Consider the following 14,489-nt stretch of genomic DNA (forward strand, 5'->3'; position numbering starts at 1 on the left):
TTGAGTTTATTGGTAGCGCTAGGCCGTCAACTTCGTTTAGCTTGAGCCTGCCGTTATCCCAGTAAACAAACGGCTTCAAGGTTTCTTCTATGTAGCGAGCCACACGGCCACTTGGTTTAAAGAATTGAGAAAAGTCATCTAAGCTCACTTCTCCACGGCCATGTTGATCAAATGGGAATCGCCCTTCAATGGCAGACACATAAAACTGGTAAACTTGCTCATCCCACTGTGTATTTAGATACACTACGCTGCCATTCACCACTTGCTTCCAAACTTGTTCACTGAGACTCTTCGCCCAGGACGCGACGATGTTTGGAGCCTTGCTGCCAGCTTGACGGAAGTTCACGATAGGGTCGCTACTACCTTGCGCATGGGCGATGGCATAAGCATGGAATGATTTTCCGGGGTTTGAACTAGACAATGCGGCATCGAAAAACGAGTTAACTTCATCAACTTGAACGATCAACTGCTCCAGTGGTGTATCCTTGTCTTTACCATTCCCATTCACAAACCGAGAGAAAGGCAAAAATGCTTCATTTACGACGAATGAAGGTTGCAGCCTCAACAGGTTATCGCCAACTGCTCGGTTCACCTTGTCGGCTTTGTTCAACACCTTTTTCGCTTTCTTCAATCCTAGTTGACCGGCTGCACGCTTTTGTCCTTTCGTATCTGGTTGATCTGCGACAGCCAATGTTGTGTTCACCACAACTGCATCCAATACATCAAGTAGTGGACTCGTAGCCGGAGAACGTGTGTTCCTTAGTGCATAGCTGAGTCCTGAAGCATCGCCAAACTGCTTGATTTGAATGTTGTTGACCAAGTCTTTCCAGTAGTAGATGTAATCGGCAAAATACAGACGTTGAACCTGTTTGCTCAGTTCTCTAAGCTCAATGACTGATGCGCCAGACATATCACCTTGAATCGCTTTAAACTCGCTCATCAAGCTTCTAAGCAGAGGCGACTTTGCCGTCAAATCAATTTGGCTATAGCCCTGCTTAGTAAAGATTTCTGGGATCAGATAGCCATGGAAATCATTAGTAAACTCAAACAAGCTATTGAACTTCTCACCGAGCTGGCTTCGGAGATCCACTTGAGTACGGTACTCTGGCATCTCTTTAATACGCGCATAAATCAGTCGCTCTGGTGACAAGCCTTCAAGGTTGTTCGTTGCAACAGCTATCAGGTCTAGGTTCGGTTGTAGCTGCTTGTCGTAATGACTTTTAAACAAGTCTTCGATTAAAAGAGAAAAAGAGTAAAGTTCGTCCGGAGAAAGCTCACCTTGGTCTTTCAAGTTATCAAGCAAGTAAGTTTGTAGTTCCGCAAAATTCAGTTGCTCTCGGTCAAACAACATCTGGTAGTAACGCAAAATCTCAAAGATTCGGCTTGGATTACCAAGGTTCACATAAACATACAGCTCGCTGCTGATCAGCTCTTCGAGCTTTGGCAGCATTATCTGGTGCAACTGTTTTTCATAAGCAGAGTAAACACTCTCGGCCGTATCCGTTTGCTTAATACTGACTTTCTCATGCCACGGTTTAGGTTGAACGCCATCAGCAACCACATCGCCGAGTTCTCTTAATACCGCTACAACCTCCGACATAGAATTGTCATTGCTCAGCTTTTGAACATCGTTTTGATAAAAACGAATTTGAGATAGAGCCGTTGTGCGCCAATCTTCATCAACATTCCAGTTTTCCTGTAACTTCAGACCTGCAACAGAAATCAGCCCAACTACGGATACTAAAACAGCGGTTCGAAATACAAGATAACCCGCATGACGCCATTCATTGACACCGACGATATTCTTCTCCGGCAAGATGACCTTATTGAACAAACGTTGCGTAAAGAAACCACGACGATTTGGCTGCTGTTCAACTTGGTTATTGGTGTTGAACTCAGCACGTTCGGCCACAACCTGCGTTAGTAGATCATGCTCAATGCCTTTTTGCCCGGATGACATTAAATAAGCACCGCGGATCCATACGGCTTCTCGGACACGGTTCTCGCGACCAATGTCGCTCAAAAACTCGTTGACGCGCTCTAGGAAAATTCTTAGCTGATAAGGCCAAGCGATTATAGAGCCCGACTTGTCACTGCCGACGTTTCTCAGTAACTCAAACTGCTGCCCCGCAATGGATTGAATCAACGCATGGCTTTCTGCCTCAAACTGCTGTTTGTCATAACGGCGCGAAACATCGCACTCAAAGGTAATACCAAAAGGATTTTCTGAGTCACATGTAGTGAAGCTCTCAAAGAAACCAATGAAGTCTGCAATCGAGTCAGCTTTAGAGAAAGCGGCGTAAACAGGCAAGTTTAAGCTAAGCTCTGCGCCCATCGACAACACAGCCTCCTGATAGATGCCTGAGAGCCTAGTGCGTTCTTTTTTGTCTCCTGTCATTAGGCGATCACACCCAATAACCGTCACAATGCCGTTCAACCCTTGCCTCGGACGGTATTTAAGTAGTTGCTTCGCCAGTACTTGCCAAAGCGACTCGTCAATACCGTCGTTATCAAATATACGATGGCCGACTTCCACAACGACTGCGTTATCGTTGCTCCAAAAGCGTAGGTACTGTTCCGTATCACTTTCATCCAAGTAGCGCTCGTTAACTGGCTCAAAACCATTCTGTAGCAATATGGCACTTTTCGCGTCTTTTTCACCACCTAGAACTAAGTACCAAGGCAGACTGTAAAGACTTTCTAGCTTGTTACGAGCTTGTCCTTGTATCTTTTTCGTTGCGATACGAAACAGCTGCTGGATCACGCGTGTGTCTTGTTTAAGCAGTACGTGTTGATCATGCTCTTCTTTCTCTGTTTGATTAAGCTTGCGCTGTTTCCACCACCAAACACATGTAAAGAAGACAATAACGACGGTGACAGCGAGCATTCCCCACTTTATCCAGACTGGTTGCTCTTCTGATGCCGTTATCCAAAATGCGAGCGTCCCTAAAATGGCAGTAATCACCAAGAAAATAGAAAATATCTTTTTAAACATCTTATTTCAGCGCTCTTTTAATCGTGGCGTTCAAACCAAAGCGAACATTGAGTTCATTTTTCAACTTACGAATGGTGTTTAAGTCGTCACCTGCGTGAAGATAAAGCTCAACACCATGTTCCGTTTCACGAGTAAAAGATTCATAGCCTGCTTGTTTGAGTTCTGTCGATAAACGAAGTGCGTCGCTCGCCCGAGAAAATACCGCGAGAATGATCTCCCATTGCTGAGTGACCACTTTTCCTTTCATTCCCGTTTCTTCCTCTAGGCTTTCACTCTGTCGCCCCAAGTCCGCATCGGAACTTAAGTACACTAAGTCACTGCTGTTTTTCTTCAGGTTGACGTCTGACATATCGATCGCGCTAAACTGTGCCAACAACGGCTGCACGCGGCTGTTGTACCAATATTCAGTAAAGCCATACCCGGATGCCAGAACCAAACAAGCCAAGCCTAACGTTTTGCCCATACTGATCATTAGCCACGGGCGTTTACCTTCGATTAACGTTGGTGTTTTCGGTACCGGAAAAGGACTTTCACTGCGATAGTGGCGAATGAGGCCGTACGCACGAGCGGTAATATCATGCAATTGGCTCTCGTCTTCATGGCGAAAGCGCCCTTTGAAACCCAAAGCTAAAAGCACGTACTGAAGCTCAATAAAATCAACAAGTTTATTCGGCTGCTGGCTGGCCTTATCTAGCAACACAAAAAAGGCCTCTCCGCCATCGCGCTGTGAAAACACCTTGCTCAACAACGAATGATTTTCCCAACGGGCACGCTCTCCCCAAGCGGTGTACAGCACAGCTTCATCAAATGCCGCGCACAACACAAAGCAGCTTTTTTCAATCACGCTTGGGTGGTAATCCAAGTGCAAACCACGCAAACGAAACGCATCAATGGCGTACAAAAGTTTTTGACGAAAACGGTTGATGTCTCTCGGCGCACCTTGACGCTTAATCGTCACTAAAATACCCAACAGCTCCGTTGCCGCATTCATTAAAGGACTACCATAAATGGCAAGATTCTCAATCAATCGCTCAGTACCCGAAGTGTCCGCTTTGGGTGGCAACTGATGCTGCTTTTGAGGTGATTCGGTCGATGTCACTCGTCGAATTTGAACCGTCGGTTCTTCGTTAAATAATCCGCCCATCCGTTACCTACCTGATCACATGAAAATCAACGTGGATATCATCAATTCTTTCATCAATATGAAGAGCGATCGCCTCATCACGTTTGATCAGCGCTTGCCACAATTCAGACTTAGTATCGATTTCGAAGTAAGCGGCGTCATTCAAAGACTTCAGCTCAGAAGGTGCATAAGGAAGATGGCGCAAAGTAACACCTGAAAGTGCATTACGTACTAAACCGGCAATATCACTGTTCCCTGCTAGCTTCGCAGCACGAGGAAACTCTTCACTAAGTCGAGTAGCACCGATAGACGAGGAAACGGCCAACACAAAGCGCCCTTGATTGTATAGGCTGCGATCATCGACCAGTGTGCGTAGCAAGCGACGGCTCACGAACAGCTGTTTGTCCCAGTTCAATGTTGATACGTTGTCTATCTGAACCTCACGCAGTAACACCAATAACTCAGAAAACACGGTCGAGAAAATGCTGTATAACGCATCTTGGTTCCATGCAGGGAAAGACTTTGGCATCTTCCCTTCTAAACCCTGCATCTGCCCCGCCATCGAAACGCACTCTAAATAGAGGTGACGTGTCAGCAACGAGCCATCTAGGCTCCATTGTTCAAGCTTTGGCATCCAAGCACCCAGTACTTGCAGCCACAAGTAGTCACGCATCAACGACTGATAGCTTTTACTGCTGGACTCCGCTTGTAAACGAGTATGAATCGCTCGGGAACGGTATTGTACTTGTGCAAATAGATCAGCAACGTTATCGGTTAGGTAGCTAGATACGGCAAACTGCAAGCATTGGGGAACGAATGCTTGGTTCAACACAACAACACCTTCAGATTTGTGTTCACTGATTTCAGCAACGGATATCAACACAAAATCTTTTAGCTCGTCACCTTCTAAACGCAGCTGAATGTTCAATGTTGCTAGCTCTAACTGAACTGGGTCACTGTGCTCTCGGCTGGTATCGTAAACGGGGTGTTCTTGTGAAGAGTGTCTAAGACGCGCATCTTCTCCAACATCAATAGTGCCCGGTCTTGAAACCGGAAGGGCCAGATACACTTTCTTATGACTGGTATTTTTCGGCACATCGAGCACGAGTGCTTGCTCAATTTCAAATGGCGTTCCATCAGGGAAAATACCTTTAGCACGACGCACCGAAACCTTACCAATGTTCAACATCGAGCGGTCAAGCTCTAGCGAGGTCAATCCATAAACATTAGGGCTAATTTGTCCGGCGAACTCGCGAGTAAAATGTTCAACATAGCGCTCTTGCTGTTGAAAGTGCTGAGGGGAAAGGAACATCCCCTCACTCCACACGACTTTATTATTATCCATTATTATTCTTCTTCCCCTGACACAGACAGATTAATGCCATCAATTTCAATACTGATAACCGCTGAATTCACAATTAGCGGCTTATAAATCACCTTGTTCTTCGCCTCTCTGTAATCAGCAAAACCCGCAATCACACCGATGTACTTAACGCCACTACCAAGTGGGATAATTTCCTGACGAGTTTCACCCGGCAAAATGCTTGGTAACTGCCGAGAAACGGCCAACTCGGCCTTCAACACGCCTTGGTCATCATTATAAATTTGAATAAAATCAGAGAGTTCAAACGCATTATTATTTGTCAATTGATAGATTCGGAGCTCTACCGGAGAAGGCTTACCTTCAACATTAGGGTTAATATTGGTCGCAGCTTTAATATCAACGACCAGTTTTGGCTCAACCAGCTCATCGCTCCATAAACTGCACCCTGACATCATAAGGGCGATACACATTAGGCATAAACGACGTATCATTACTGATCCCCTTCGAAGTTTTTTTGCATACGCATTGCATCTCTGAAGTACGCTTGAAACTTAATTTGCCAATCGCGATTCTCCACTTGTCGGTTGAAATAGCGTTTGTACATATCCCAGTACTTTGGTTTACGAGACCAAAAGCCGTTGCCCGACAAATCATCAAACATCGACTCCATCGCATTCGGAGAAATGTCAGACAACAACCTTGCCAATGCCATTTCTAATGCTTTGTCCGTGCATTCCTGTATGCGCTGCTCATGCTTCTTAAACTCAGTGATCGCAAACTGAGATTGGTTAAGTGGTGACTCTTCTTGAGCGAAAGAGGGAGATGCCATCACTTCATGGTTTGGAAATGACGCACGAAAATCGCTGTCTTTCAGCGGGTCATCCTCATCCGTCTGAAAATCAAGATTAAAGTGAGTCGCTTGCTCTTGCTTAGCTGAGGCATCATTCGCAAATGGGTCATCCCCCACCACATCTGTCGTCGAGATGGTGAACTCTGGCGCTTCATCTACTTCAGGAATACTTTGAATAAAAGGTGTTGATTCAGTACTAAACGGATCATCACCTAGTCGAGAGTTATCAGAGTGATGCGGCTGGGTTTGCGCTTTCGCTGATTCAGGGAAGAAACAAGAAACCAGCAATCGGTAGCGGCCAATATCAAGAACATCACCATCACTTAATGTCGATTGGTTACCATTGCCCAAAGGCGCATCGGAGCCGTTGATGTAAAGGCCATTAGTGCTGTTGTCCATGATTTGGTATCCACGCGAGGTCTTACGAATCATCGCATGGGTACTTGAAATCTCACGACTTGCGTCATTAAGTTGTAGCGTCGCGCCAAACGCACGCCCGATATCTCCACCATCTTCTGGAAATGCTTGATTCCATTGGGCGATGCTTTCACCATCTGGAGAGCTAATAATTCTAATCGATAGAGGCATTTGACTGACCTTCAATAAATTCAATATTTAGAGTTAACGACACTGAGAAACCGCCTCGTTAAACTCATTAAGAAAGTTGGGGTATTTCTTAGTAAATGCTTTGGAGAAATACACCCACAATGGATTCGATTTGACCCGTGTTCGAGAAATCGCTCGATAACTGATACCCATTTTTTTTATCGTCTCGTCAATGACAGCGTCATTGCCCAATACCGCTCCGACTTCCCCGTTCAGCATTAACTCAATTAGGGCTTTTGGCGTCCTTGGCTTTTTACTCACGCGGTAACCGTTTTTCTGTAGCCAAAACCATTTATTTGAGCCAAATAGTGCCGCGACTTCGACCTGAGATTTGAACATTGCGTTGTCTAACTCTGTTGAATCAGAGAGCGAGAACCAACTCCAATTCTGTTGATCAAGTGGCACAGAATAATCGGCATACTCATCACGCTTGCTGTTACGAGACGCAAGGAAGAAACCATGTTGTGATCCAACCTCCGTCATGAGCTGGGCTCTATCCCACTTAGTCATCGTGAGCTGATACGGCTGGTCCATCACTCTCATGACACACTTCACTCGTTCTATCCCCGGCCCTTTCATTTCCCCGTTTTCTTGGTACTGATAAGGAAACCATTCTTGGGTTGCAAGTAGTAATCGCTCAGGGCGCTGATAGGCCAAAGCAGATTGGCTCAGCACGGTCAACATAACGGCAATGAAAACGACACGTATCATGGTTAATGGCTCTCCATGCTCATACCAGCAGAACGCACTAGCTTGCCATCTTGCGAATAGATATCGCTGGCCATTTCAATCAATACAAACGGAAGCTGCGTATCAACACGGCCTGCTTGTTTAAAGCTAATCGAGATGTCTGGTGGCGACAGCACTCCCACAGGCAGAGAGGCAGGAGCGGCGCCCTTTTTAAGTACTTCAATGCCGTAAAGTGCCGCTTGGTGGGCATTGTTCTCAAACCCTACGCCAACAGACATCAGCGCACTTTGTTGCGTGCCATTAACAGCATCAGGCACTGCGGTTAACAGAGGAAGCTGCTCTGAATACAGGTTGACCTCATCAAGTCGGTTAAGAAGACTTGAGCTACCAGTTAGCCAAAGCAAGGATTGACGTAAATTGCCATCGTTAACCTTCATCGATTCAACGGTGGTTTGCATCACGTGTTGAAGAGCAAGCTCAGGATTATTCTCGTCAACTTCGATAGGAAAGACTGTCAATCCTTGCTTCTCAGCCTCTTTTTGAAGTGGCAAAAACTGTGTGAGATAAGCACTGGTGTTCGACTTGGCGTACAGCACACCAATTTGAATCAGACTTGGTTTAAAGCGACGTAAAAAGCTCAGCGTAATATCAGCGGGCAAATTCAAGGAGGTGTAAGCAAAGTTGTTGCCGCTTGAGTGATAGTTATCCGTCAGGCCCAGTAACACCGGATCTTTTGCGTTTACCGATACAACCGGCAGCTTACCTCCAGCGTAAACCTTATGTAGTGAGACGGTCGCATGAGATCCAACCGTGTAGATCATATTCGCCTTTATATCGGCAGCTTTCGTCCAAGCGACCAGTTCCTCTTGGCTTTTAGGTAAAAGGAAAGCGCGAAATGAAACGTTAGGCATTTCTCTGCGAAACACTTTTAAGATGGTCGACAACGCAACATCATACGAGTCCGCTTTTCTAGAAACTAAAACCCAAACCATCGGATGTTCACCACGCGGGGCGAACAACACATCGCTGTCATTAGCATTGATTTCCCACTGTACCGCCTTCTCAGCTTGTAAGTGTTCGCCCAACCACTCAGGCCAATCAGCCAAACTCACCGATGAAAATACAGCCAGAACCAAAAGTAAAATCAATCGAATCATGCTTTCGCCTCCTCTTGTGCACCACGGTCAAACAACCACATCAACAAACCAGCTAAGGTAAAGAATGCTGAAAGCGCGAAGAATGCGTAGTCCGTTCCGAGGTGAGTAAGCAAAGCACCGACAACAACCGAACCCAACACATGACCTAGCCTTTCCAAAAAGCGATAAGTAGAAGCAACTGAGTTGGCATTCGTACTTTGAGTCGTGGTTACCACGTGAGTCACAACAGGGGCATTAATAAAGCCGTGTGAAACGCCCATTACTAGCATTGCGAACGTTGCGACGAGGACAAGATAGGTTATGTCTTCAAGTAAGAAGGCAGCAGAAAGAATGGCCAAAGCAACAGCACCAACGATGCTTCCTAAGCAAAGCGCCCATTTTGCAGAGCCAATACGGTCAATCATTGGCGAGACCTTGCCACTAATGAAAAGCACAGAGAATGCATAAGCCATCAGCACCTGACCGATACTCTCGCGCTCAACGCCTACATCAGAAAGAAGGATTGGCACAGCAAAGAATACAACACCAGTTAGCATCATTTTGGTTGGGATACCAACAAGCAACATGGTGCGTATGAATGACGGTACACGCATCAAAACAGCGGAATCTTTTAACATCATCGTCAGGTTCTCTTTGAGTGAACCTTGAGCATTCCCCTGAGGAATCATAGACGGCAGCGACAACGCGAACAAATACATCAGGCCACCAACTAAAGCCGACAACATGAAAATACCTTGCACGCCTACCGTATCAGCCAACAGGGCACCGATTGCCGCACCAGAGATGAATCCAGCATTGAAGCAAAATACAATGATGCCTGCGGCTTGTGTCTTGTTAGATTGATTACTGCAACGCAGAATATAACCTTGAACGGCAATAAAGATCGTCGCTTGCCCAACGCCAGAGGTGAATCGAGCAATAAGCACCATCGCTAACTGGGACTCGTACGCTAGCAACAGACAGCCAGCCGCAGATAACAGAATACCCACGCCAAGTACTTTGCGAATATCAAACACTTCAACTAGACGCGAAACAGGCAATAGCGTTGCAGCAAAGCCGACAAAGTAAAGTGTAAAGAAGTAAGACGACCAACTTTCACCCGCGCCATTCTCTACCGCGATTTGCGTTAAGTACTGAGGTAAAACCGGCGCCATTAACGATTCCATCAGCACCGTAACCAAAAGCAACGGCTTAACCTGTGCCAGTACGATATCGTTTTTTGGCTGTTGCTCTGAGTGGCTCAGCAAGCGAATAAAAGCAAAGCAAATGAACGCACAGCCAGCAAATAGAATGGCAAAGTTCTTTAGTGTACGAACCAACTGCGCAAACAGTACTTTAGGGAAAAAAGCGACCGTCACCTCGTTCCCTTTCGCATCGCTGACCAGAAATTCGGCCATCTCATCGACTGACATACTGTTCTGCGCTTTACTTTTGGCGATCAACTCAGATCCCTGAGCAACAGAAATGGAAGAGACTTCTGGGTTTGACTGACGAAAACTGTCTAGCATCTCATCGATGCCACTCACTTGACGATAGCTGATCCCTGCATTCAGTACTGGGGCCAAACGTTGAGTAACAATGTTCGCCATGGAATCCGCCTTGTGCTCCAAGCCGGATTTGTACAATGCACCGACCATCAACAGCACGCTCGCCGACATGGCTAAGAACACCCCACCAAATGCAGTGAAGTAAATCTTGGGGTTTTGGCTACGCAACACAAAGAAGATAAACGCAGCGGTCAGTAAAACCACCAGCAGCACCATCGGCTGGAAGTGCCTATCGATGCTCCTTTCGATTTCTTCATCACTCAGCCAAATCTCCAAAGCACCAACTTGAGCGAATTTATTGTTCAAAGGGATGGTGACTAAGCTGCCAACAAAGTTGTCATCGGTGTAGCGATATAGCTCTTGCTGCCCAGAAATCACTCGGATATCAACCACAGAAGAATCCGCTTTCGCGATTGGCGATAGCACTTTCTCAAGACCAGCAAAGTCCTGAAGCGGCACACCGGAACTGAGAACTTGTTCTATACCGATTCGGGCGGCTTCGGTTTGGGCTAAAATCGCATCACGGCTCTGTTGTTGATAGCTTTTCAATGCTTGTGCATACCCAACAACAAAGATCAGCATTAGTGATAACAGAACCAGTAATGCTCCGAGCAACAAGCGGCTATATTGCTTAAAAGAGTTCAAAGTTCACTCCTAACACACGCTTAGAGCGTCGAATTGCTCATTGAGGCAATGCGCAACCGACATTGGTCGTTTTTGCTTGAGGAAAGATAATCGGTTAAACACCAACGACTGAACTAGATCTGTGTAATCCATACCTTCACGAGCCAGATCATGGCAAACCAAACTTACCTTCTCTCCCTCCGGACGTTTTAAATCCGGTTTTGGATTGGTTTCCAGCACATACAGGTTGCCTTCTTTGTCCATGCGTAAGTCCACTCTCACTAAGGTTTGAAGGCCAAGCTGGCGATAAATCTTCTGACCGATCAGTGCTAACTGATTGCGTAGCCCCTCTTCATTAACAGCAACCAAACGGTCTTGAGTGATCGGCTTTACATCCATGGAAGTAAAAATAGGCTCGTCAGCATCCAGTACACGTTCAGTAATTGAGAAAGCCATCGGCATTTCAGACTGCGTCAGTTTGCCTTCTTTAAAGACGTACTCTCCCGCAACAGCAACAACAAACTCTCGGCCACCAAGGAAAGGTTCAATCATTACTGTATTCCCCGTCGCTTGACGTACATGCTCTACAACACCCGCGAGATCATTACGATTAAAAACAGGATAAACATGGATTGAAGCACGGCCAGACACTGGCTTAACAATGAAGCCGTCTTTGAACTGCGCTTCAATTTGATCGATCGCATCTTGCTTTGCTACATCTTCAAAATGCTCATCAATACCAATGGTGATAAATGGTGCAGTCGGCAGTCCCGCGGCTTTAATTTCATGCTTAAACAGGTGCTTGTTATCCAAGATCCCTGCTGTCATTGGCGAGTGTCCTACATAAGGCACGCCCAGCATTTCCAATGTAGAAGGCAAATGACACATGGAGTCAAAACCTTGTAAACCACCACTGTTCGTGATCACCAAGTCAATACCTTTATCTTTCAGGCACTGCGCTAAGTTGATGTCTTCAGCTAACACCTCAACGAACTGGAAATTAGATTCACGCAGTGCATTAGCAATATCGTGTGCAACAGGTGCATACGTTTTAGTTGAGCGAGGGCTCAAGTTTTCAAAGATAAAGCTGCCGTCCTGCTCTTTATCCCCACCGTGAATCACTGCGATTTTTAAGTTCTTGCGAATCCATTCCAATTGTTGCGTAGAAAAGACTGAATGCATCATCTGTTAGTACTCATAATGTTGTGCTGCTAAAAGGGCGCGTTAAACACGGCCTGCAACAAAAAGCGTTAATAAAATTACGTTATTGTTTTAGTTGGGTTTATATACAACCCATTGTTTTTTTTTGAGGTCTATCGCCTCTTAATGCTATTGAATCTGAATCTTAAATTTGCCTTCTTCAACGTGAACAGTGACCGCTTCTACTGGCTTGTTCTCGCTCATGCGGACAATGCACTGATTCGCTAAATCCGGCATAAGTTGACGATTGATCAGTTGCTCAACGGCACGGGCGCCTGTTTCTGGCGAATCATTCATATTGACCAGCAGATCAATCACATCAGGGTGAAATTCGAAACTTGCTTTGTAGTGGGATTGAACACGCTTGCGAATGCGGTTCAGAGACAAGGTTGCGATTTGCGCCATTTCTTCATCGTTCAAAGGGAAATAAGGCACGATGGTCGCACGGCCAAGAAATGCGGGTTTAAAGTGTTTTTGCAGCTCAGGGAAAATAGACTGAGTCAGCGTCGGAACATCCGGTCGACCATTTTCACACGCATTAACAACAGCACTGTCGGCCGCGTTTGATGTCATGATGATGATCGTATTACGAAAATCGATGTGTCGACCTTCACTGTCCGAGATCGAGCCTTTATCAAAGATTTGATAGAAGATGTCGTGCACACCAGGGTGGGCTTTTTCCATTTCATCCAGCAGCAGTACAGAATATGGGTTCTTACGTACCGCTTCTGTTAAGACACCGCCTTTACCGTAGCCAACATAACCCGCAGGAGAGCCTAAAAGCATCGACACTTTGTGCTCTTCTTTAAATTCCGTCATGTTGATGGTGGTGATATTTCGCTCGCCACCGTATAGCAAGTCGGTAAGCGCCAATGCAGTTTCGGTTTTACCCACACCACTTGGACCACACATCAGGAATACCCCAACAGGTTTGCGTGGGTCGGTTAAACCTGCACGCGACAAGCGAATTGCTTGTGAAAGCTCTGCTATCGGCGTTGTCTGACCAATCACTCGCTCACCGATACGAGTCTCTAGGTGCATCAACTTCTCAACTTCTTGGCTAAGCATGTTGCCCACTGGAATACCCGTCCATAGCGCCACCACTTCAGCGATGGTTTGCTCTGTTACCTGTGGCAGGACTAATGGCTGCTCACCTTGGATCTCACGCAGGGCTGCCATTTTGTCTGCTAACATGCTTTTCGCTTCATGCGATGTCACCGAGCCATTTTCTTTTAGCTCAGCGTCTAAGCCAGACTGCAACTCAATGATCTCTTCCACCAAGAGGCGCTCTGAGTTCCAAGAGCGTTCAAGTGACTGATGCTCTTGTTCTAAAGCCGCCAATAGCTGTTTTGCTTCTTCCAAGCGTACGCTTTCAATCGACCACAATGCCGACTCATGATGTAACGTTTCGATCTCGTTGTTGGTGTAGCGGATTTTTTCTGCAATGGCTTCCAACTGTCGAGGTGCCGCACTTTGGCTCAATCCAATGCGTGAACATGACGTATCCAACAGACTAATTGCTTTATCAGGTAACTTACGCTCAGGAAGGTAACGAATAGAGAGAGCGACTGCGGCATCAATGGCTTCTTGCATGACTTTAACGCCATGGTGCTTTTCAAGGCTGCGCTTCACGCCGCGAAGCATGTGAATAGCGTCTTCTTCATTAGGTTCATTAACCGCAACAACTTGAAAGCGACGAGTCAACGCGGCATCCGATTCAAAGTACTGTTTGTATTCCGCCCATGTGGTCGCCGCCAGTGAACGAAACTCGCCACGCGCGAGCGCTGGTTTCAGAATATTCGCAGCATCATTCTGGCCCGCTGTGCCACCCGCCCCAATCAGCGTATGTGCTTCATCGATAAACATGATGATCGGCGTCGTTGACTGCTTGATCTCATTGATCACATCTTTAAGGCGGTTTTCAAACTCACCTTTGATGCTCGCACCTGCTTGCAAAAGGGACAAATCAAGGCTGCGCAGCTCAACGTTCGCAAGCGCAGGTGGGACATTGCCATTCACGATTTCTTGGGCAAGACCTTCAACAATGGCCGTTTTACCTACACCTGGGTCACCAACGAGGATCGGGCTGTTTTGACGGCGGCGGCACAAAATATCAATGGACTTGCGAATTTCATCTCCGCGCCCTGTAATAGGATCCAACTCGCCATTACGCGCTGCCTCTGTCAGGTTTTGCGAGAACTTGTCCAAAGCTGGCGTCGCTGAGTCACCACCGGTTGGGACCATGCTCTCGGTAGACGATGAGACTTCACTGGGTCCGCTGATCACCATCGACTGACTGCGTAACCATTCAGAAGACAATACTGACACCCACGAGCTCAACACGCCGTTGTAAGCACTTTGGTCCAGACGCTG

Annotated in this window: 10 protein-coding genes; all 10 read right to left on the reverse strand. The window is 46.5% G+C overall.

Features of this window, described 5'->3' with window-relative positions; genetic code table 11:
• Positions 1 to 2,995: type VI secretion system membrane subunit TssM (tssM, locus tag IQR33_RS05475; protein WP_228013774.1), on the reverse strand; the 2,995-nt coding region annotated here is incomplete at its 3' end.
• 1 nt (position 2,996) lies between these two features.
• On the reverse strand, positions 2,997 to 4,139 hold the full coding sequence (icmH, locus tag IQR33_RS05480; protein ID WP_086714914.1) for a type IVB secretion system protein IcmH/DotU: 1,143 nt from the start codon (positions 4,137 to 4,139) through the stop codon (positions 2,997 to 2,999).
• A 7-nt stretch (positions 4,140 to 4,146) separates the two neighbouring features.
• Complete coding sequence (tssK, locus tag IQR33_RS05485) at positions 4,147 to 5,463, reverse strand: type VI secretion system baseplate subunit TssK (RefSeq protein WP_140184283.1); 1,317 nt, start codon at positions 5,461 to 5,463, stop codon at positions 4,147 to 4,149.
• 2 nt (positions 5,464 to 5,465) lie between these two features.
• A complete protein-coding gene (gene tssJ / locus IQR33_RS05490; RefSeq protein ID WP_140184284.1) occupies positions 5,466 to 5,933 on the reverse strand; it encodes a type VI secretion system lipoprotein TssJ in 468 nt (155 codons plus the stop codon).
• Positions 5,933 to 6,880 carry a type VI secretion system-associated FHA domain protein gene (locus IQR33_RS05495; protein WP_140184285.1) on the reverse strand — a complete coding sequence of 316 codons (948 nt, stop codon included), beginning with the start codon at positions 6,878 to 6,880 and terminating at the stop codon, positions 5,933 to 5,935. The genes tssJ and IQR33_RS05495 overlap by 1 nt, the downstream gene beginning before the upstream one ends.
• 33 nt (positions 6,881 to 6,913) lie before the next feature.
• A complete protein-coding gene (locus IQR33_RS05500) occupies positions 6,914 to 7,609 on the reverse strand; it encodes a transporter substrate-binding domain-containing protein (RefSeq protein ID WP_029843217.1) in 696 nt (231 codons plus the stop codon).
• Between the two features lie 2 nt (positions 7,610 to 7,611).
• Positions 7,612 to 8,745 (reverse strand): ABC transporter substrate binding protein, encoded by a 1,134-nt coding sequence (locus IQR33_RS05505; protein ID WP_140184286.1) that lies wholly within the window; start codon positions 8,743 to 8,745, stop codon positions 7,612 to 7,614.
• The gene (locus tag IQR33_RS05510) at positions 8,742 to 10,937 is read right to left on the reverse strand and encodes an MFS transporter (RefSeq protein ID WP_140184287.1); all 2,196 of its coding nucleotides are present in this window, start codon (positions 10,935 to 10,937) and stop codon (positions 8,742 to 8,744) included. Before IQR33_RS05510 ends, IQR33_RS05505 begins: the two co-directional genes overlap by 4 nt.
• Before the next feature lie 9 nt (positions 10,938 to 10,946).
• Positions 10,947 to 12,101 carry a D-alanine--D-alanine ligase family protein gene (locus IQR33_RS05515; protein ID WP_010446932.1) on the reverse strand — a complete coding sequence of 385 codons (1,155 nt, stop codon included), beginning with the start codon at positions 12,099 to 12,101 and terminating at the stop codon, positions 10,947 to 10,949.
• A 144-nt stretch (positions 12,102 to 12,245) separates the two neighbouring features.
• The coding region (tssH, locus tag IQR33_RS05520; protein WP_228013775.1) for a type VI secretion system ATPase TssH at positions 12,246 to 14,489 on the reverse strand (2,244 nt) is incomplete at its 5' end.

It is taken from the genome of Vibrio sp. OPT46 (assembly GCF_015163535.1).
In the GTDB taxonomy this organism is placed as follows: domain Bacteria; phylum Pseudomonadota; class Gammaproteobacteria; order Enterobacterales; family Vibrionaceae; genus Vibrio; species Vibrio alginolyticus.

Coding starts and splice junctions, on each gene's coding strand:
- IQR33_RS05515 (WP_010446932.1), bottom strand. CDS start 12,101: ATGATGCATTCAGTCTTTTCTACGCAACAATTGGAATGGATTCGCAAG.
- IQR33_RS05505 (WP_140184286.1), bottom strand. CDS start 8,745: ATGATTCGATTGATTTTACTTTTGGTTCTGGCTGTATTTTCATCGGTG.
- icmH (WP_086714914.1), bottom strand. CDS start 4,139: ATGGGCGGATTATTTAACGAAGAACCGACGGTTCAAATTCGACGAGTG.
- IQR33_RS05495 (WP_140184285.1), bottom strand. CDS start 6,880: ATGCCTCTATCGATTAGAATTATTAGCTCTCCAGATGGTGAAAGCATC.
- tssK (WP_140184283.1), bottom strand. CDS start 5,463: ATGGATAATAATAAAGTCGTGTGGAGTGAGGGGATGTTCCTTTCCCCT.
- tssJ (WP_140184284.1), bottom strand. CDS start 5,933: ATGATACGTCGTTTATGCCTAATGTGTATCGCCCTTATGATGTCAGGG.
- IQR33_RS05500 (WP_029843217.1), bottom strand. CDS start 7,609: ATGATACGTGTCGTTTTCATTGCCGTTATGTTGACCGTGCTGAGCCAA.